Raw genomic sequence first — 17834 nt, 5'->3', positions numbered from 1 at the left:
GGAATCAAGAAGATATTCTACAAAAAGAAAAAAAATCCTACCTGACTTGAAGTGTTTATGAATTCCGATAATGATGAAAAGGAAAACCCGACATGGCTTCTAAACCATGTCGGGTAATGCTTAGTGGGACGCTTTCCATTCCAGCCAGCTTTCTTCCACTGCCCCCGTTGCAGCATCGATCTGCAAAGACTTGGCATCGGCCGTCGGCAAATAGGCCAGCTGCGGCAGTTTCGCTGAATGTGTACCTACCTTCGGATACCAGTATGCTAAGCGCAGATTTGCTTGTTTGACATACGCATCCTTTGCTTTCTCATCCTTGACAATACCGTCTTTACTGATGCTAGCAGGCATGGACGGCAGGTCATTTACTTGAACAAGGACTACATTGCCCTTCTTTGCGTCCACTTCCATGTAGAACAGTGGTCTCTTCGTAGGGATATCGTCAATCTCAGGATGAAAAGCAAAGCTACTGATCGGCCGCACCAGATTTTGATCCGCCCAACCCGGCAGATTTTCTACAAGACTCGTCTCCTTTACGGAGAAAGATTGTTCTTTGGACAATAAGTATTTCTCCACAAATTGTACTGCGATGTCTTTTGCCTCATCATGCGTGAGCGGCTTCTCAAGCTCCTTTTCTACGGGACCATCCAGCTTGAATTCAATGGGTGATTTTGATTTACGGTCGAGGGTAATCCACGCACTTTGATACGAGTTCGCATTCCATTCATGGCGATCGATGTCACTGTTTTTATACTTTTTGTCTTCTTTTACATTTTTGTACGTGCGTTGATTCAGCTTCAGGCCAAAATCCTTCTCGAGCATTTGCTCCATTTTTTTCGTATCTCGCCAGACACCTATGTCTGCTGTTCCTTTGATTTTCATTGTCCCACTCTTTGTTTTATACACAGAAGGAACTTCTTCACCAGACAGAGCATCTATCGTTGGCAATTGTTCAGGTACGTAAACGAGCTTGCCCGCTGACTCATCGTAGAGCAATTCCATGGATACCTTGTCTTGCCACTCCTTCATTGCCTTTTCGAGTGGTACAGCCTTGCTTGGGTCCGCTACCTCTGCTGGGGTAGGAAGCTTTACCTTATCCTGCTGAAAACCGACAACCTGTCCCTTTGCATCAACCATGACCCGCGCTGTCTCTTTGTCCACCCATGTATTGTTCAACTGTGGGTAGACACTAACAACTGCCAGATGATCCAGCTCTGACGCACGATCGAAAGAGAGCATCGCTTGCGGGGAAATAACATGGTCAACCGCTATGTAATTTCGAATAAAATTGACAGATTTTTGATAGGCTTCCTTTTTATTCATTTTAGTTGTTTTGTCTCGATTCACATCATGCAGAACAAATTGTGTCATATCTCCCTCTCCATTTGTGGAGATATTGAGCGTCGTATTCGTGGTAATGACACTCTTTCGATCCGAGAGATTAATGACATACCCCGAGTTGCTTGTCCCTCCGTATGAGTCCACATGAAGGTCTTTCATGAGAGGCACATAGTCCTCTTTCAATTCTGTTAACAAGTGAACGATGTCTGCTGGCAACTGAATGGGTTCCAGGCTTGATTTGCCATCATACGCATAGGAAGACAACGGATGCAGAAGTGCGACTGGTGTCGTGACCATGCTGACTGCCAATACTAACATGGCAGCTCTGTTTCGCTTTTTCAAATGAATACCTCCTAATTACAAGACATTACTGTTAAGACGAGCTTCCTGCAAAAACGTTTCTGATTTATCTAAAAAAAGCCAACTGCTTCGTTTTGCTTAGCAGTTGGCTTTTTGTTCCATGAATTAATACCCGCGCCAGACTTTTCGTCTAAGCACGCCAGCGTACGCCCATTCCTCTTCTTCCGTCATGTCCGCTAATGTTTGGCTCAAAGCGTTCATTTTGCTGTCGATCTGGTCCAGGTAATGGAACATGACAGCTGTAGGCGTTTTTCCAGATACAGCACTGCCCCAACCGTTTTCTACCTCTCCATGATGACTCAAAATGCAATGCTTCAAGTGCAGAACCTCCGCGTCCCCTAAAGAAATATCTAGCTTGCGGCAAATGCCGCTCACCATCTCGACTCCCATGACCAGGTGACCAATTAACTGACCTGGCGTGGTGTAATCCGGGGCGATGGGATCAGATAGCTCGTACAGTTTTCCAATATCGTGCAAGATACAAGTCGCAACTAGTACATCCCTGTCTACTTGTGGATAAAGTGGCAAGAGGCTCTGTGCCGCCGTCAACAGAGAGACAATATGCTCGAGCAAACCATGATAATAGTTGTGGTGCATGCGAACGCCAGCCGGATAATGGCGAAGGCGATCCTGAATCTCCTCTGTTGCCAGCGCTTCTTGAATTATGGCCTTGAGCGTGGCACTCTGCAGACTGTCGACTGCATGGATAAGCTTTGTCCATAGTTCATCTACTGGAATTGGTGAGATCGGAATGAGGGACTCCATCTGAACTTCGTCTGAAGCGGAAGCAGGTCTGATCCGTTGAATCACCAGTTGCTTCTTCCCACGATACATTTGGACGGCAGCGTCGATCTTCACGACAGTCTTGACGTTGATCCATTCCTTCATTTCTGCATTGACATCCCACAGCTTTGCCATGATCGTACCAGAGCGATCTCCCAGCTCCAGATTCAAGTATTCACTCTGGTTACTCGCTACACCAGCTTCCTTGCTTTTAATCAGGCAAAAAGCGACAACACGCTCTCCCTCTAGATAATCCAATAAATATTTCATCTATTTGTCCCATCCTAGCTTATTTTTTTCGGAACAGGGTTTCTTCCAGCTTTTTCACGATTTTCTTGCCAACCAGATCATCCGCTGATCGAATCACCTTCGTAATGACAGCCAAGAGATCTTCTTCGCCATTCCAATGCTCACGTACAATCGAGTCATCGATATCCACCAAAATCTTGCGCAAAGCATAAACAGCCAAAATGACGTCGTCCACAAGTCCAAATCCGCCGACTAATACTTCCGGAATAAAATCAACCGGGGTAATGAAGTAGGCAACCGCTACACCCGCTAACGCTTTTGATTGAACACCTACGCGCTTGTCCAGCATAAGACGGGCCAAGAGAACAAACAAATCGGGTGCAAGCAATATAAAGTTGGCTACTGAATCATTGACTCCCTTGTCTCTAATGAACGTTTCGATTTTTTCACGCAATTTATCGTAAAATCGCTGATGTTTTTCCGGTAATACTACAGGAACCAGTTCGGTTGGCTTCTGAACCACAGGCAGTAGATTTTCGTTGCGGTTTTCTTCACTCATTCTGATCCCTCCGTAATTGCTTTTTTACATTCGCCTTGTGTCTGAAATATGACCAGGTTGCGATCAATGCGAGCAAAGCGATAAAGAAAATCGCGAGGTTACGAGCAATCAAATCAAACAGCTCATCCCAGCGTTCTCCTAATTGCCAGCCAAGCGTCACAAAAAGCAAGCTCCAAAACAGCCCACCCAAATAGGTATAGAGCATAAAAGTCGGAAATGGCAATCGCGTGATCCCCGCAAAATAGGCCGTAAACTGACGAACACCAGGGATGAAATAGCCTAGCGGAAGCGCCCATTTACCGACGCGATTAAACCACTCTTCCGTTTTTTTGTAAACCGTATAGCCCATCCCCAGTCGTTTCCCATATCGTTCGAGAAAAGGGTAGCCTAACTTTCTGCCGATCCAGTATGCCACCGTCATCGCTGTGACGGAACCGAGAAAGCAGACGAAAAAAGTAGGCCAAAATTGCAATTTTCCCGTTGAGACAAGAAATCCAGAAAAAACGAGCAGCGTTTCTTCAGGCAAGGGCATCCCCAAAATTCCTAGAAAGAACAATCCATATAAGGCGCCATACCCATATTGCGTAATATAGTCACCAAAGGTTCCCACTACATCTGCCACGAATGTCACCACTTTTCCAGCAAGCTGCCCTCTTCCATTATGCCAAAAGAAAGGCGCATTCTCAAATCAGAGCTCGTATGGCAACTATTAATTTTTGCCAACTTGGAGATACTCTACTACATCAACCGAAAAACGAATACAGCTTCACCATTCACCTTACCCTTAGGGGATATGACAGACAAATGACTTGGGACAAACGAGGGATAGCACGGATGTGGAAAAAAACATATCGAAAGCTAAAATTCGAATATTACAAGGTGCTGAGAATGAAAGGGGCTCCAGCTTTTGTCGCCCGCGGATTTTCGCTCGGAATCTTCATTGAGTTCATTACCCTACCTACTTTTGGCCTCGCATTTTTGTTTCTTTTCCCACTTTGCAAGCTGTTTCGCGCCAGTTTTCCCGCTAGCTTGGTAGCGTTTGTGATCGGAAAGCTCATCTTACCGCTTTTCATCCTTTTCAATTACAATATTGGATACGTGTTGATCGGCAAACCGTTACAAGGGCATCTGATCCATCACGAGCCTGGGATGGAATGGCTTGTCTGGGTGAAAGAAAAAGGACTTGTCTATTTTACGGGGAGTGCCATCATGGGGCTGATTGTCGCTTTCGCGAGCTACTTTCTCGTTTTAACTGGCCTTCAATTGTATCGTCGCAAGAAATTGCGGCGCTCATTACCTGAGGAAAGCCCTACCCCTTAATCGTTCGAACAAAAAAGACCGGTCCGACAATTGAATGTCAGTCCGGTCTTTTTTGCTCGCAATGTTATGCAAAGTAGCCTTTATCGTGCAGGTACTCCATGATCTCGGCAACAGTTTTTTCTTCATTCAAGAGCTCCACGGTTACTTCCACTTGCTCTGGGGACAAACCGTTCGCTCCGAGGCTTTCCTTTATCAACACGTCGTTAGGGCGACGGAAGTACGTTTGCAACGTACGCTTCACACGTCCTTCCAGACTTGTTCTCAGCATCAATTCAGTCGTAGACATCTGTTCCACCTCTTTCCTAGAAAGATTTGCGTAACCCCTATTATCTTATAAAACCGTGGAATAATCAACCTTTCTGCGAAATAGCTTCCTTGTATAGTTGATCCCGGTTTTCGTCATGGGAAGCAAGGAGATGTTCATCGATCGATACACCATCATACGTCAGTTGGGAAAACTGTTCTCTGAGTACGTCTTCCCCTACGTTATTGGCGATACCCTCGAAAACAACTGCACGTGCATCCAACAAATACTGGCGATCTCGTTCTATCCGATGCAGGATTTCCTCGCGTCCTTTTGCAGGTACTCCGTGTCCAGGAATGACTTCATCCACTTCTCCTTGAAGGACCAACCGCTCGATTTTTTCCAGACTATCCAAATAGGCACTGCTATCATCAATAAACGGGAACTCCAAATTGGATAGCATGTCACCGACAACAAGCAGCTTCTGCTCCCGGAACAAAGTCGCCATCTGATCGGGTGTATGTCCTGGTACAGGTAAGAAAGAGACTTCCTGCCAATCCTGTGCATCCTCTACTAATTTCGCGAATGTCGGCATTCCTACTTCATACGATCTGACCACGTAATACGACCCGTCAAACCGTTTCGCTTTGTTCAGCTTCTTCTCGATCCGCCCAGCGGTGAGGATTTCCTTTTGTGCAATGACTGTGGCATCAGGAAATTTGCCAACTCCGACGACATGATCCCAATCTCCGTGAGTCAGGACGAGAATAAGCTCCCTTCCATTCCTCTCACTCTGCACATAATCAGCAATCGTCTCTATCTCATGGGGAAAATAGGCCGGGTCAAACAAGTAGAGACGTTGCTCGGTTGATACAACTGCACTGGTCGTTTGCCACAGACAACTTGTAAACAGCTTGTAGGATTGTGCCATATCTATATGCCTGGCATGATGTTGCGCTTATGCTCAGAAATTCGATGCAGGTAATCAATGCGTTCTTTGGCTTCTGGTCGAGTTTCCCCTGTGATCAGCAAACGATCGAGATCCTCATAGGTGAAGCCCATCTCTTGTTCATCCGTCTGCCCTTCCCACAAATCGGCAGAAGGCGGCTTCGTAATGATCTCCCCAGGCACCCCGAGCTCAGCTGCGAGTATTCGCATCTCATGCTTCGTCAGGCTTGCTACTGGATTAAAGTCGGCAAGACCGTCTCCGCCTTTTGTCATATAACCAACATGAATTTCGCTAAGGTTGCACGTATCCGCTACCAAGTATCCTTTTTGGTTAGCGATGGCGTACAACACTGTCATGCGCAAACGAGCCTTTGTATTTCCCTTTGTTTTGTCATCAAGCCCAAGTACACCTTCGATAGCAGGAACCAAAGCGTCGTAGGCAGGACCTACATCTACCGTGTGCAAATTCAAGCCAATCGCTTCAGCAAGTCGCTTGGAATCTGTTTCATGAAGGGTTTGCGAGTAAGCAGGCAACCAAACGCCAATAACGCGTTCAGAGCCTAAAGCACGAACACAAAGCGCTGCCGTAACAGCACTGTCAATCCCACCAGAAATACCGACGACTGCACCGCCGAGGCCATTTCCGTCTATTTGCTCACGAATAAAGGCAATACGTTTTTCCACGTCTTCTTTTACATGAATCTGGTAGTTCGCCAGATGTTCTTGAAACTTGTCCACGCTACCTACCCCCAGGGTTGATTATTTCTCCCTCATCCTACCATGCCGTTTTCGGTGTGGCAATTGGCGCAGAACGGGACTACACTATATACTATATAGAGTTCTTGACTAACGAGGAGAAGGAGAGAGTCGATGATTATCCTCAAGACACCTGAAGAAATTGAACTCATGCATGCAGCAGGCAAAGTTTTGGCTGCTTGTCATCGTGAGATTGCCAAGATGATTCGTCCAGGCATTTCTACCTGGGAGATTGATCAATTCGTAGAAGAATTTTTGGCTAAAAATGGCGCGACCCCTGAGCAAAAAGGGTTTCATGGATATCCCTATGCCACATGCGGTTCAGTAAATGATGTCATCTGCCATGGCTTCCCGAAAAAAGAGCCTCTTCGTGATGGCGATATCGTTACAATCGACATGGTTGTTCGCAAAAACGGTTGGCTGGCTGACTCCGCTTGGTCTTATGAAGTGGGAACAGTGTCCCCGGAAGCGAAAAAACTGCTGGAAGTCACTGAAAAATCGCTGTATCTCGGTATTGAGCAAGCTGTTGTAGGCAACCGGATCGGCGACATTTCTCACGCCATCCAAACGTATGCGCAAGCACAAGGCTATTCCGTCGTGCGCGATTTTACCGGACATGGTATCGGTCAGGAGATGCATGAGGAGCCGTTCGTTCCTCACTTTGGCCCTCCTGGCAGAGGACAACGCCTCAAAGAAGGCATGGTCATTACCATTGAGCCCATGCTGAACATCGGGACGTACCATGCGACGGTCGATGAAGATGGTTGGACAGCACGTACACGCGATGGGAAGCTGTCCGCTCAATATGAACACACTCTCGCTATTACCGCGGATGGACCTGTTATCTTAACAAAACAATAAGGATGTACGAAGAGCCCTTGCATTGTCAGGGCTCTTTCTTTTTCTCCCAATGTGCTCGGTCGCACATCCAATCGTTGACATCCTTTCTGCCGCTCCGTATGATGCAAGTACGTTTTGTTACTACGCAGTAACAAACTTATCCGAGCAGCAACCGCTAAGCACAAGGAGGGTTCCATCCCATGTCCGATACAATCTCATCTAAGCAACTACGAGATATCCCATTGTCCGTTCTCGATTTAGCACCCATTACCGAAGGCAGCAACGCTGCTGAATCGTACAAAAACAGTCTCAATCTGGCGCAACAGGTGGAACAATGGGGCTTTACTCGCTATTGGCTCGCCGAACACCACGCAATGCCCAGCGTAGCCAGCTCTGCCACCTCCGTTCTCATCGGTTACATTGCCGGTGGCACCAGCAAAATTCGTGTGGGCTCAGGCGGCATTATGCTGCCCAATCATGCTCCACTCGTGATCGCCGAGCAATTCGGGACGCTGGAGTCGCTCTATCCAGGCCGGATCGACTTAGGCCTTGGACGCGCACCCGGTGCGGACCAACGAACAGCACGTGCGCTACGTCGCGATTTGCGGGTTGGTGGAGAGGATTTCCCAGAATTATTGGAGGAGCTGCGTGAATATCTTCGTCCACGAACTAGCGAGTCGGCATCAGCTATCCGCGCTATCCCTGGCGAAGGTCTGAACATCCCGATCTGGCTGCTCGGTTCCAGTGATTTCTCAGCAAGACTAGCGGGCATGCTTGGATTGCCGTTTGCTTTTGCTGGGCATTTTTCGCCGAACTTCACCTTGCCTGCATTGCAGACGTATCGCCATTGTTTCCGTCCATCGGAAGTGCTGGATCAGCCATATGCCATGGTTGGCGTCAATGTGATGGCAGCCGATACCGATGAGCTTGCGAATCGACTGGCCACCTCCCATTACCAGGCATTCTTAAATCTCGTCCGCGGCGATCTCAAGCCAATCCAACCACCTGTGGACAATATGGATGAGCTATGGAGCGAATTCGAAAAACTGTCTGTCCAAGCACAGCTGCGTTCTTCCATCATCGGCAGCCCTGTTACCGTGAAAAGCAAATTGCAAGAGTTGCTCGATGCTACAGGAGCAGATGAGCTCATGATTACGACGCAAATGTACCACCATGCCGATCGTTTGCGCTCTTTTGAAATTGTCGCCGACGTCTGGAAGTCCTAAATGGAGGATGGTATATGACGGAAGCAAAACGTCCTCGCGTGCCTCGAAAAAAAGCACAAGAGATTATATTAAACGCTGCTGAAGAATTGTTTTATCAAGAAGGGATCCATGCCGTCAGTGTAGACGCCATCGTCGAGCGTGCTGGAATGAATAAAATGAGTGTCTATCGGCAGTTTTCATCGAAGTCGGACCTGATTCTCGCCTATATGACCCGAAAGCAAGATGTTTTTTGGCAAGAGTGGGAAGAGAGCATCGCCAAACATCCCAATCGGCCACGAGAGCAACTCATTCAGTTTTTTGCAGATCTGGCTGAGCGGGCGACCAACGAGCAATTTCGCGGTTGTTGTTTTATCAATGTAGCTGTCGAGTTTCCTGATCCGGTTCATCCTGTTCGCGAGTTGGTTTGCTCCCATCAGAAACGAATCCGCGACGCTTTTTTGGACCGCACGACTGCCCTTGGCGCTGCGAATCCATGCGAACTGGCCTATACACTTATCTTGTTGATGGAAGGTACTTACGCGGATAGCCAGACGTACGGAACCGATAGTGCAGCGGTCCGCATGGTTCCTGCCATCGTAGAAAAAGTTTTGGACCAAGCGCTTCACAATTAAAAAAGTGGCTCCCTGCCTTCTTCGGGCAGTTGCCACTTCCTCTTTTTGTCGCTCATACAGCTGTTTTAGCGCTGGGTACTGGTTGCATACTTTTCTTGTTTGCCCGTCATCGCTTCTAATTCTTTGACGTCTTGTTCCAAGTCATAGATGTCTTCTTCAATCAGCTTTTTCAGATGTTGCTTTTCCCGCAGGATTTTGCGGGTTTGCTCCAAACGCTGATTCAAATCGAACACGCCGAGATACACTGCTTTTCCCTCCCTATGTAGGTTTTCCACCTTACATGTTATGCAGCGATCGCCAGAAGTTGCTGACCATTTTTTTGTAGGGTCAAAATAGGTAAAAGTGAAAAGAGACTTCCCATGAGCGTAATGCCCTGGAAGTCTCTTTATTTGCTTTAAATTCCTTTGTATCTGCCCAATTCTTCGCGTAGGCGATACACTTCCTGTACCAAAGCACGCTTCTCCAGACGGTCAATCTCCTGATCCAAATCGTTCATACGTGCATGTCCACTATAAGGTGCTTCATGCATCGAGAAACCGTCAGAAGCGTATGACCACTGCGGTTCCTTTGGCATGATCATCGCCATCAGCAAGTAAAGCAAAATCGGTACTCCTGTAAAAACAGTGAGAACGACAACTCCTACACGTACCAGCGTAGAGTCAATGCGTAAGAATTGCGCAATCCCACCACAAACTCCAAATAACCGTTTATCATGAGAACGGTATAGTCGTCTTTCCATCATTGCATTCCACCCTCTCTACAGTATCCGCTTGCCTTGTATCTACAGGATACCCGATAGGCGATTCCGGTAAAATGGTCCGTAGAGGGATTTGTCCTCCGTCGCTGGACGGAGATCAATCATTTGGCAGGCGGCTCATAAACGGGGCGGGGACGATCAAACAGTTCGCCCAGAGTCGCATACGTATGACCCGCTAATCTACTAACAGGTGCAAACGCTGCGGCATCAATCCTTCCTGCATGATATAGCTCATCCGCTACATGTACATGCACCACTTCCCCGATAATCAAATCCGAAGTCGTCGGACTACCTAATTCCACAATTTGATGCAGCTTGCACTCAAAATGGATGCGGGATGCACGCAGTCTCGGCACCTTGACGAGAACAGATGGGGCGACCTCCAGCCCCACTGCCTCTACTTCACTGATCTCTGGCGGATAATCAGCAGAAGTCTGATTGACTGCATCCACATTGTGTATGTCCACCATATTGACCACGAATTCTCCCGTTTGCATGATATTTCGTGCCGTATCCTTTGGGACACTACCCGGCTTACGCATGACGGCAACCGAAACCATCATCGGTTCAATACTAGCGACATTAAAATAGCTGAAAGGAGCGGCATTGACGATGCCTCCCTCCCCTAACGAAGTGACCCAAGCGATCGGCCTCGGGACGATACATCCGATCAAGAGCTTGTATTTTTCCTGCCGTTCTATCTCATTAATGGCGATTTCCATTGCGTTTTTACACCTCTTCCTATTCTTGCGGTGGCAACCAGCTTGACATGTATGCCTCATCCTCAATTTCCAACGCTTGCTTTGTAACGTGAAGCGGGTGGAATGTGTCCAGCATGACAGCCAGCTCTTGCGTTTCTTTTTTCCCAATGCTTGCCTCTACCTTGCCTGGATGCGGCCCGTGAGGAATCCCCATTGGATGCAGAGTGATCGAACCCTCGTAAATACCTTTTCTGCTCATAAAATTGCCATCTACGTAGTATAACACCTCGTCACTTTCTACATTACTGTGGTAGTAAGGCGCAGGGATCGCTTGCGGATGATAGTCGTACATCCGCGGAACGAACGAGCAGATGACAAAGTTTTGACCGGCAAAGGTTTGATGTACAGGTGGCGGTTGATGTATGCGTCCAGTAATCGGTTCAAAATCATGAACACTCAGTGCATACGGATACAAATAACCGTCCCAGCCAACGACATCAAACGGATGGAAGTCAAAGAAGTAGCTGTAAACCACGGATTGGCGTTTGACCCGCACCTCGAAGTCTCCACTTTCCACATGCGTCACCAATTTTTCCGGCAAACGAATATCACGTTCACAAAACGGTGAATGTTCCAACAATTGACCATACTCGTTGCGATAACGCTTTGGTGGTACGATCTCATTTTGGGACTCAATGACGAGGAAACGACTCTGCACAGAAGGGACAATCCGGTACGTCGTGCCGATTGGAATAACGAGGTAGTCGCCCGGCTTGTAAGTGAGTGTACCGAAAATCGTTTGCAGCTCTCCCTCTCCTTGATGGACAAAGACAACTTCATCCCCATCCGCATTGCGATAAAAGTAATCCATCGGCTCTGTCGGTGCGCATACTGCCATGACGACATCGTTATTCCCCAGCATGTAGCGACGTCCGAAAATCGGGTCCCCGCCCGGCTGAACATCAAACGTTTTAAAATGCTGATGCTTCAAATCAACCTGCTCTACATATTCCAAGCGGACGTCTGCGTATTTGCGCGTCTCCCTCACTTGAGTAGGCGGATTGTGGTGATACAGAATGGATTGAATTCCAGAAAACCCTTTGGTTCCCATCACTTGCTCGCGATACAGTCCCCCATCCGGCTTGTAAAACGTCGTATGCCGCTTTTGTGGAAGTTCCCCCATTCGTTGATAAAAAGCCATACGTTCCTTCCTCCTTTTTTCATCCTTATTCACAAATCGTATTGCGAAGCACACCGAGGCGTTCCACCTCTAGCTCCACTACATCACCTGGCGCAAGCCAAGCATACTGCTCTGTCCCCAGCTCCAAAATGCAGCCAGTCCCTACTGTCCCCGATCCGATAACATCTCCAGGATACAAAGAGCAATCCTCCGAGGCGCGGGCAATCATTTCAGCAAATGTATAGTGAATGTCTTTGAAGTTTCCTTTTGAATACTCCCTACCATTGATGCGTGCCACCATCTCCAGATCGTAGCGGCTGCCCTTTTCGCCTGCGATACGTACTTCTGCCAGCTCCTCTGGTGTAACCAACCACGGTCCCATGGACGTTGCGAAGTCTTTGCCTTTGGCTGGCCCTAAGCCGACCTTGACCTCCTCCCGTTGTATATCCCGGGCGCTCCAGTCGTTTAAAATACAATATCCTGCGATGTGCTCTTCCGCGCGTTCAACTGGAATGTTTACGCCTGCTTTTCCAATCACGCAGGCAATTTCCAGCTCATAATCCAGCCACTCGGTTGCTTTTGGTCTGCGAATATTTGCTTGCGTCCCTGTAAAAGCTGCTGCATTCGAAAAATAAAAGACGGGGAAGTGATACCATTCGGGCACCATCGGAAGTCCGCGTTTGGCTCTTGCTGTCATCACATGGGCTTCGAAGGCGTAAAAGTCACGAAAGCTGGCGGGACGTGGAAGTGGCGAACCTAGCTCGACTTGCTCCAAATCCCAGCCATCCTGTGCCTCGTATGCTGCTTGGAGAACGGGTAACCAGTTCCCCCACTCTTCAAGCAATCCAAGCACTGTACTCGGCGCCCCCGGGCAAGCATGTGCAATATCTTTGACTTTTCCTCCATGCAGAAGCCCTGCTCGCCAAGCATCCCTTTCTCGATAGGAAACCAGCTTCATGAAACCCTCTCCTTCTCTTGGGCAAATAAGAAAACCCAGCTCACCCCCAAAGCCATTCCGGTGCATGACAAATAAAAAGGGAAACCCTTTTTGTCAAAACGATCCGAAGCAGGCATCAGGCGCAAGCTGGGTCTAGTCTGCTACTGAAAAAAATCTTTGCGGATTTTCCCCCGCAGACAGCCAGCTATTCTCTGTTGTGTTTCCAATGTTTGTAACGAATTTCTTCTATCATATCGAAAACGCTTACAGCTTTCCAGAGGGAAATGACGAAATTTTTCGCCTAGGTCATTTCCTTGCACGGATAATCGGGAAAAAATTGTTGGACTAGCTGCTCCATATCACTTGGCAGCGGCTCCTCCCATCTCATCGCAAGACCGCTACGCGGATGGACAAAGGCTAGCCCCCATGCGTGCAAAGCTTGTCTACCGATATGCTCCCGTTCTCCCCCGTACAGATCATCTCCGGCTAGTGGGTGCCCTTCACTGCTCATATGTACGCGAATCTGATGCGTGCGCCCCGTCTCCAGCTTCACCTCGACAAAACTCATTCCTTCCCCTCGGGCAAGCACACGATAATGGGTAACAGCTATCTGCCCATCCGTCCTTACCTGTCTGGTGATAAACGAATTTTCCGCAAGACCAATCGGCGCATCGATCGTACCTTCGTCTGACTCCACGATCCCTTGAACGATAGCTCGATAGGTCCGCTGCAACGTCCTGATCTGCTGCATACGACTGAATTGTTCATGTGCCCATTGATTTTTCGCTACGATCATCAAGCCTGATGTATCTTTATCCAATCGGTTCACCGCTCGGAACTTTCTGTGCTCGCCACGTTTTTTCCAATAAGCGATCATCCCATTTGCCAAGGTTCCACTGGGATGATTTCCTGTCGGATGAACGACCAATCCCGCTGGCTTTGCGATGACCATCAAATCCTCGTCCTCGTAACGGATGGAGAGCGGCATGTCCTCTGGGGCAACGGTCTCTTCCGCCTCTTCCTCCACCATGACTGCTATTTTGTCGCCGGTTTGCAATTTTTCGTTCACAAAAACGAGGACGCCATTCCGAGTAATGGAGCCTTTAAACTTGGCACGTATGAGCAAGCGGCGCGATACACCATAACGCTTTTGCAGTACTTCTCGCACGGTTTGCCCTGCATCTGCCTCATCAACCGTGAAGCTTATTAATTCTTCTAGCATGTTGTCTCTCCTTTAAGTCTTCCCTCCCCCTCAGTATAGCAAAAAACGATCATGGCTGTTTGGCCATAACCGTCTGGTATGCTGATCCGATGCTGTCCTTTACTTCGATGACAAATGCATGCCCTGCATCACCTTGCGACCACTGACCGCGAACGTGAAACAAATACCAGCCTGGCTGGTCAGGCGCCTTCCACTGATTGCCGTTCTCTATTACTTGCTCCACTTCTTTCATGCCGTTCCATTGGGTTACCTTGAGCGTATTTGTAGTTGGCTGCTGGGCGAAAGTGACGGTCAGCGTGGCCCCTGGCCTTACTTGCAGTGGGGCAGGCTTATGCTCTGCGACAAGTTCCGGTGGTGCCGCCATATCTTTGCAGATCGACTCGTTATTATAACTCCAGCAGGAAGATGCAGGCACCGTCGCAGCTGTTTTTCCGCTCCATTCAATGACTGGCTGTGGTGGTTCCGCAAGCTGCGAAGTCCCTTGCGCGGATGATCCGTTCCCACACCCTGTCAGTAACAGTGTCGCTATCAGAAATAGTTGACCAAGCCATCCTACCTTTTTCATCCAATCACCTCAAATCTATGACGCGAGAAAAAGGGGATTCGTTTCATACGACTTGGCTCAGTCGATAATTTCCCTACGATTGCCAAACACTAGTTGGGATCGAAAAAGAAGTAGAGACCTCTTTCAAATAGTCATCGAGCTGTTCTGCCGGATGATGGATCGGTGTGCCATGGCATACTTCCAAATGACGTGGTCGCAATTGGCGCACGATCAAACTGCTTTTGAGTGCTTGAGCCATATCCGCCGTAAACATCGGCATGGGACGATGCAATCTGCCGCGTTTGGAAGTAAACAAGTCTCCCGCCAAAAGCACTCCGTCCTTTTCGTGATAATACACCACATGCCCTGGAGAATGACCAGGTGTCAGATAAGGTTGCAGTCCGCCAATTGGAGCTACATTCCCTTCGGCATCCTCTGGCAAAGGCTGAGCCAAGCCAGGCTGGACGTTTACTTCCAGCTTTTTACGACGAGGATACAGCTCTTTTCCTTCCATATACGGAATCTCGATTCGATGGGCAAAAACTGGTACAGATTCTGCCCCCGCCATTTTTTTAACGGCCCCCACGTGATCCGAATGACCATGCGTTAGTAAAATTCGTTTGAGTGGTCCTGCATTCAGTTGCTTGATAAAAGCCATAATTCGTTTCGTCATAAATGGCATCCCCGCATCGACAAGCGTAACGCCATCTTCCTCCCTGACAATCCAGACCCGCAAAGGAATTAACAACCACGCTTTGATACACCAAATGTTCGCCGAGATTTGCTCCACTCTGATCATTCTTTCGTCACTCCCTGTCCATTATTTTTTGACTTCCTGCGAGAAAAACATCTATGGAAAGAGCGAATGTAGGTGCAAGCCTTTCCATCAAGCTGTCCAATGGTTCTTCGGAATGTGTATACGTACCGACGATGCCATGCAGCGTGTAGAAGTAAATCCGTGCATAGGCAAGCGCTTTTTCTTCCTCTATCTCATTTGGCAAGCAACGCCTTACAGCCTGCCTCAACAAACCAAACAATTGATTGCGCAGCGTTTGCAATTCTTTTTCCGGTTCCTCTACATCGATCCGAGAGGCATTGATCATGAAAAATAAGGTATACATCGTTCGATTGCGCAAGCAAAAGTGGATGAACTGACTGCTGATTTCACGCAGAATCTCTTCTGGTGTTCGCCCTTGTTTGGACAGTGTTTCTTCCATTTGTAGAGCCAAGCTTTGCAACGGTTCCTTGGACAGATGATGAAGCAATGCTTCTTTGTCCTTGAAATAAATATAGAGGGTTGTATGGGAACAGCCGGCTGCTTTGGCGATTTCCCTGATGGATACCGTATCAAAGCCTCGGGTAGCAAAAAGGTCTGCTGCCGCCGTCAAAATCGCCCGTTTCGTTTCTTCTGAGCGTATTTCTTGTTTGCTTGCCATCCGTAATATTCAGCTCCTTACTTCTCGAAAAACTTTAGTAACCATAGGTTAGTAACCGTTGGTTATAATATAACCACTGGTTACTAAATGCGTCAAGACTATTTTTTCCACTTGCTGCAAATAAAAAAACTCCCTTTCCGTCACATGGACAAAAAGGGAGCTTACTTATAAAAATTGCTTACTTCGCAGCTTGTGCAGCAACAATTGCAGCTTCGTAGTTTGGATGCTCACCAGCAGCAGCCACATACTCAGCGTGTACAACCTTGTCGTTTGCATCGATTACGAATACAGCGCGAGCCAAGAGACGGAACTCTTTGATCGCTACGCCATAAGCTGTACCGAAGGACAGGTCTTTGTGGTCAGATACTGTTTTCACTTTGTCGATGCCAGCAGCACCGCACCAGCGGTTTTGCGCGAATGGCAGGTCAACGGAAACAGTCAGCACAGTAACGCCTTCCAATTTCGCAGCCTCTTCGTTGAAACGGCGAGTTTGTGCATCGCACACGCCAGTGTCAATAGAAGGGATTACGGAGATGATGCGAATAGTGCCTTTGGAATCTTCCAAAGTTACAGGGGACAGATCGCCACCTACTACAGTAAAGTTAGGAGCAGTATCTCCTACTTTGATTTCAGGACCGAGCAGTGTTACAGGACCACCTTTGAATACAAATGCGCCTTGACGCTCAACAGCAGTTGTCATGATTTCTTCCTCCTCACCAAATCTTTCATATGTACCTCAATTATCATACCCTATCATTCACTTTTTTTCACTATGCCAATAGTAGAAATTACAGATTCACTTGCACTTTCCCGCTTCGCTTGGCTTGTACCTCGGCGATTCGCTTCACTTCATGCTCATACTCCCAATCCGTTTTCGCATTCAGCTCATGACAGCGCATCAGCGCGTGATAGAGGGCAAAAGCGAAAGTAACCTGCTTCATTTCGTACCGCGTTCCATGTGCTTTCGGCAATGCCGTGTTGATAATCTCAATTTGATACGTGGCTTTTTCACGCTTGTCCCTGACTGGTACGATATACCCCATACGCTTTAAGACATGGCCGTAATCGAATTCTCCCTCATCGTCAAAATCAATGGTGTCGTCCGATGTTGCCAAATACTCCAGCAAGGTCCCCATATCCAGCGTTTCGAAGCAAGCAGGCTGTGGCATGGACAAAACTGAGCCGTCATTGTTTACAAAATAAATATGGCCGCGATAATGAAAGATCAGTTCATCTTCTGGCACTTCGTCGGGAAACATCCAGTGATTTTGCGGAATCAGGTAACGCCAGATTTGTGCAGGTTCACTATGGAGTAATTCCATGGCAGGGCTCCCTCCTTTTCCCTACCAGTTTTGGCAAAACTAGCAATGGCTATTCAGACTGCTCTTGCATGTAGCGTCGCCAATTCCCATGCGGAATGTGCACTCCTGTTTGCTTGACCAGGTCTTGATCCAAATAACGATATACGTACACGTTCACGACCTGACCTGTTCCTTCCATGGTCGAGGGCACGATGATCCGTTCATATTCATTGCGCGGATCACCCTCGCCATAGTACGTCTCCAGCTCGTCCAGTCCAGCTAGTGCTTGCTCGTACACGTCAGCGGCAAACGTGACGATCTCCCCCACGATCTCCCGCTCTCCTTTCAGCAATCCCGGATAGCCTGCCGGCAAATGATAGATCTCACCTTGAATCGTCGCAGGTGTTGCCCCATGCTTATACGGTTTTACATAATTCCTATAATTACCAAAGCCCGTCAAAAGTGTGCCGTACACAAATACAGGCAGCTTGTCGTACTGATTGTTCACGTTCATCCATC

Annotated in this window: 23 protein-coding genes; 4 read left to right on the top strand and 19 right to left on the bottom strand. The window is 48.0% G+C overall.

Going from position 1 to position 17834, the window contains the following annotated elements:
• Positions 1-120 precede the first annotated feature (120 nt).
• The 4 genes from ACQ5DJ_RS20390 to ACQ5DJ_RS20375 form a co-directional block, all read right to left on the bottom strand.
• Positions 121-1683 (bottom strand): YcdB/YcdC domain-containing protein, encoded by a 1563-nt coding sequence (locus ACQ5DJ_RS20390; protein WP_429844039.1) that lies wholly within the window; start codon positions 1681-1683, stop codon positions 121-123.
• 123 nt (positions 1684-1806) lie between these two features.
• Positions 1807-2754: a 3'-5' exoribonuclease YhaM family protein gene (locus tag ACQ5DJ_RS20385; RefSeq protein ID WP_429844038.1), complete on the bottom strand. Its 948-nt coding sequence runs from the start codon at positions 2752-2754 to the stop codon at positions 1807-1809.
• Between the two features lie 19 nt (positions 2755-2773).
• Complete coding sequence (locus tag ACQ5DJ_RS20380; RefSeq protein WP_429844037.1) at positions 2774-3292, bottom strand: YkvA family protein; 519 nt, start codon at positions 3290-3292, stop codon at positions 2774-2776.
• Positions 3285-3914, bottom strand: coding sequence for a DedA family protein (locus tag ACQ5DJ_RS20375; protein WP_429844036.1), 630 nt, complete (start codon positions 3912-3914; stop codon positions 3285-3287). Before ACQ5DJ_RS20375 ends, ACQ5DJ_RS20380 begins: the two co-directional genes overlap by 8 nt.
• Positions 3915-4126: 212 nt before the next feature.
• On the opposite strand from ACQ5DJ_RS20375, the gene ACQ5DJ_RS20370 reads away from it, so the two are divergent.
• Positions 4127-4612 carry a DUF2062 domain-containing protein gene (locus ACQ5DJ_RS20370; protein WP_429844035.1) on the top strand — a complete coding sequence of 162 codons (486 nt, stop codon included), beginning with the start codon at positions 4127-4129 and terminating at the stop codon, positions 4610-4612.
• Positions 4613-4676: 64 nt separating this feature from the next.
• On the opposite strand, the gene ACQ5DJ_RS20365 is transcribed toward ACQ5DJ_RS20370, so the two are convergent.
• The 3 genes from ACQ5DJ_RS20365 to nadE form a co-directional block, all read right to left on the bottom strand.
• Entirely contained in the window at positions 4677-4898 is a 222-nt protein-coding gene (locus ACQ5DJ_RS20365; protein ID WP_392426971.1) for a hypothetical protein, read from the bottom strand.
• A 64-nt stretch (positions 4899-4962) separates the two neighbouring features.
• Positions 4963-5787 carry an MBL fold metallo-hydrolase gene (locus ACQ5DJ_RS20360; protein WP_429844034.1) on the bottom strand — a complete coding sequence of 275 codons (825 nt, stop codon included), beginning with the start codon at positions 5785-5787 and terminating at the stop codon, positions 4963-4965.
• A 2-nt stretch (positions 5788-5789) separates the two neighbouring features.
• On the bottom strand, positions 5790-6542 hold the full coding sequence (gene nadE, locus ACQ5DJ_RS20355; RefSeq protein ID WP_069851448.1) for an NAD(+) synthase: 753 nt from the start codon (positions 6540-6542) through the stop codon (positions 5790-5792).
• Positions 6543-6674: 132 nt separating this feature from the next.
• On the opposite strand from nadE, the gene map reads away from it, so the two are divergent.
• From map to ACQ5DJ_RS20340, 3 genes are all read left to right on the top strand, one after another.
• A complete protein-coding gene (gene map / locus ACQ5DJ_RS20350; protein ID WP_429844033.1) occupies positions 6675-7421 on the top strand; it encodes a type I methionyl aminopeptidase in 747 nt (248 codons plus the stop codon).
• Between the two features lie 179 nt (positions 7422-7600).
• The gene (locus ACQ5DJ_RS20345; protein WP_429844032.1) at positions 7601-8626 is read left to right on the top strand and encodes an LLM class flavin-dependent oxidoreductase; all 1026 of its coding nucleotides are present in this window, start codon (positions 7601-7603) and stop codon (positions 8624-8626) included.
• Positions 8627-8640: 14 nt separating this feature from the next.
• Complete coding sequence (locus ACQ5DJ_RS20340; protein WP_429844031.1) at positions 8641-9237, top strand: TetR/AcrR family transcriptional regulator; 597 nt, start codon at positions 8641-8643, stop codon at positions 9235-9237.
• A gap of 65 nt (positions 9238-9302) precedes the next feature.
• On the opposite strand, the gene ACQ5DJ_RS20335 is transcribed toward ACQ5DJ_RS20340, so the two are convergent.
• The 12 genes from ACQ5DJ_RS20335 to ACQ5DJ_RS20280 form a co-directional block, all read right to left on the bottom strand.
• Positions 9303-9482 carry a hypothetical protein gene (locus ACQ5DJ_RS20335; RefSeq protein WP_429844030.1) on the bottom strand — a complete coding sequence of 60 codons (180 nt, stop codon included), beginning with the start codon at positions 9480-9482 and terminating at the stop codon, positions 9303-9305.
• A gap of 149 nt (positions 9483-9631) precedes the next feature.
• Positions 9632-9979, bottom strand: a complete 348-nt coding sequence (locus ACQ5DJ_RS20330) for a PspC domain-containing protein (protein ID WP_429844029.1) — start codon at positions 9977-9979, stop codon at positions 9632-9634.
• A gap of 116 nt (positions 9980-10095) precedes the next feature.
• Positions 10096-10716, bottom strand: coding sequence for a flavin reductase family protein (locus tag ACQ5DJ_RS20325; RefSeq protein ID WP_429844028.1), 621 nt, complete (start codon positions 10714-10716; stop codon positions 10096-10098).
• A 19-nt stretch (positions 10717-10735) separates the two neighbouring features.
• Complete coding sequence (locus ACQ5DJ_RS20320; RefSeq protein WP_429844027.1) at positions 10736-11896, bottom strand: homogentisate 1,2-dioxygenase; 1161 nt, start codon at positions 11894-11896, stop codon at positions 10736-10738.
• Between the two features lie 25 nt (positions 11897-11921).
• Entirely contained in the window at positions 11922-12833 is a 912-nt protein-coding gene (locus tag ACQ5DJ_RS20315; protein ID WP_429844026.1) for a fumarylacetoacetate hydrolase family protein, read from the bottom strand.
• Between the two features lie 280 nt (positions 12834-13113).
• The gene (locus tag ACQ5DJ_RS20310) at positions 13114-14034 is read right to left on the bottom strand and encodes an RluA family pseudouridine synthase (protein WP_429844025.1); all 921 of its coding nucleotides are present in this window, start codon (positions 14032-14034) and stop codon (positions 13114-13116) included.
• A 49-nt stretch (positions 14035-14083) separates the two neighbouring features.
• The gene (locus ACQ5DJ_RS20305) at positions 14084-14599 is read right to left on the bottom strand and encodes a hypothetical protein (protein WP_429844024.1); all 516 of its coding nucleotides are present in this window, start codon (positions 14597-14599) and stop codon (positions 14084-14086) included.
• A 73-nt stretch (positions 14600-14672) separates the two neighbouring features.
• Positions 14673-15377 (bottom strand): MBL fold metallo-hydrolase, encoded by a 705-nt coding sequence (locus ACQ5DJ_RS20300; RefSeq protein ID WP_429844023.1) that lies wholly within the window; start codon positions 15375-15377, stop codon positions 14673-14675.
• Positions 15378-15384: 7 nt separating this feature from the next.
• Positions 15385-16014: a TetR/AcrR family transcriptional regulator gene (locus tag ACQ5DJ_RS20295; protein WP_429844022.1), complete on the bottom strand. Its 630-nt coding sequence runs from the start codon at positions 16012-16014 to the stop codon at positions 15385-15387.
• A gap of 178 nt (positions 16015-16192) precedes the next feature.
• Positions 16193-16714 (bottom strand): thiol peroxidase, encoded by a 522-nt coding sequence (gene tpx / locus ACQ5DJ_RS20290; RefSeq protein WP_429844021.1) that lies wholly within the window; start codon positions 16712-16714, stop codon positions 16193-16195.
• Between the two features lie 88 nt (positions 16715-16802).
• Positions 16803-17336 (bottom strand): hypothetical protein, encoded by a 534-nt coding sequence (locus tag ACQ5DJ_RS20285; RefSeq protein WP_429844020.1) that lies wholly within the window; start codon positions 17334-17336, stop codon positions 16803-16805.
• Positions 17337-17385: 49 nt separating this feature from the next.
• Positions 17386-17829, bottom strand: a complete 444-nt coding sequence (locus tag ACQ5DJ_RS20280) for a gamma-glutamylcyclotransferase family protein (RefSeq protein ID WP_429844019.1) — start codon at positions 17827-17829, stop codon at positions 17386-17388.
• Between the last annotated feature and the right edge of the window lie 5 nt (positions 17830-17834).

It is taken from the genome of Brevibacillus sp. FIR094 (assembly GCF_050477165.1).
Classification (GTDB): Bacteria; Bacillota; Bacilli; order Brevibacillales; family Brevibacillaceae; genus Brevibacillus.
Note: the sequence above shows the minus strand (reverse complement) of the source record. Positions and strands in the feature narration are given on the sequence as shown.

Coding starts and splice junctions, on each gene's coding strand:
- ACQ5DJ_RS20385 (WP_429844038.1), bottom strand. CDS start 2,754: ATGAAATATTTATTGGATTATCTAGAGGGAGAGCGTGTTGTCGCTTTT.
- ACQ5DJ_RS20380 (WP_429844037.1), bottom strand. CDS start 3,292: ATGAGTGAAGAAAACCGCAACGAAAATCTACTGCCTGTGGTTCAGAAG.
- ACQ5DJ_RS20370 (WP_429844035.1), top strand. CDS start 4,127: ATGTGGAAAAAAACATATCGAAAGCTAAAATTCGAATATTACAAGGTG.
- ACQ5DJ_RS20365 (WP_392426971.1), bottom strand. CDS start 4,898: ATGTCTACGACTGAATTGATGCTGAGAACAAGTCTGGAAGGACGTGTG.
- ACQ5DJ_RS20360 (WP_429844034.1), bottom strand. CDS start 5,787: ATGGCACAATCCTACAAGCTGTTTACAAGTTGTCTGTGGCAAACGACC.
- map (WP_429844033.1), top strand. CDS start 6,675: ATGATTATCCTCAAGACACCTGAAGAAATTGAACTCATGCATGCAGCA.
- ACQ5DJ_RS20345 (WP_429844032.1), top strand. CDS start 7,601: ATGTCCGATACAATCTCATCTAAGCAACTACGAGATATCCCATTGTCC.
- ACQ5DJ_RS20340 (WP_429844031.1), top strand. CDS start 8,641: ATGACGGAAGCAAAACGTCCTCGCGTGCCTCGAAAAAAAGCACAAGAG.
- ACQ5DJ_RS20330 (WP_429844029.1), bottom strand. CDS start 9,979: ATGATGGAAAGACGACTATACCGTTCTCATGATAAACGGTTATTTGGA.
- ACQ5DJ_RS20325 (WP_429844028.1), bottom strand. CDS start 10,716: ATGGAAATCGCCATTAATGAGATAGAACGGCAGGAAAAATACAAGCTC.
- ACQ5DJ_RS20320 (WP_429844027.1), bottom strand. CDS start 11,896: ATGGCTTTTTATCAACGAATGGGGGAACTTCCACAAAAGCGGCATACG.
- ACQ5DJ_RS20315 (WP_429844026.1), bottom strand. CDS start 12,833: ATGAAGCTGGTTTCCTATCGAGAAAGGGATGCTTGGCGAGCAGGGCTT.
- ACQ5DJ_RS20310 (WP_429844025.1), bottom strand. CDS start 14,034: ATGCTAGAAGAATTAATAAGCTTCACGGTTGATGAGGCAGATGCAGGG.
- ACQ5DJ_RS20305 (WP_429844024.1), bottom strand. CDS start 14,599: ATGAAAAAGGTAGGATGGCTTGGTCAACTATTTCTGATAGCGACACTG.
- ACQ5DJ_RS20300 (WP_429844023.1), bottom strand. CDS start 15,377: ATGATCAGAGTGGAGCAAATCTCGGCGAACATTTGGTGTATCAAAGCG.
- ACQ5DJ_RS20295 (WP_429844022.1), bottom strand. CDS start 16,014: ATGGCAAGCAAACAAGAAATACGCTCAGAAGAAACGAAACGGGCGATT.
- tpx (WP_429844021.1), bottom strand. CDS start 16,714: ATGACAACTGCTGTTGAGCGTCAAGGCGCATTTGTATTCAAAGGTGGT.
- ACQ5DJ_RS20285 (WP_429844020.1), bottom strand. CDS start 17,336: ATGGAATTACTCCATAGTGAACCTGCACAAATCTGGCGTTACCTGATT.
- ACQ5DJ_RS20280 (WP_429844019.1), bottom strand. CDS start 17,829: ATGAACGTGAACAATCAGTACGACAAGCTGCCTGTATTTGTGTACGGC.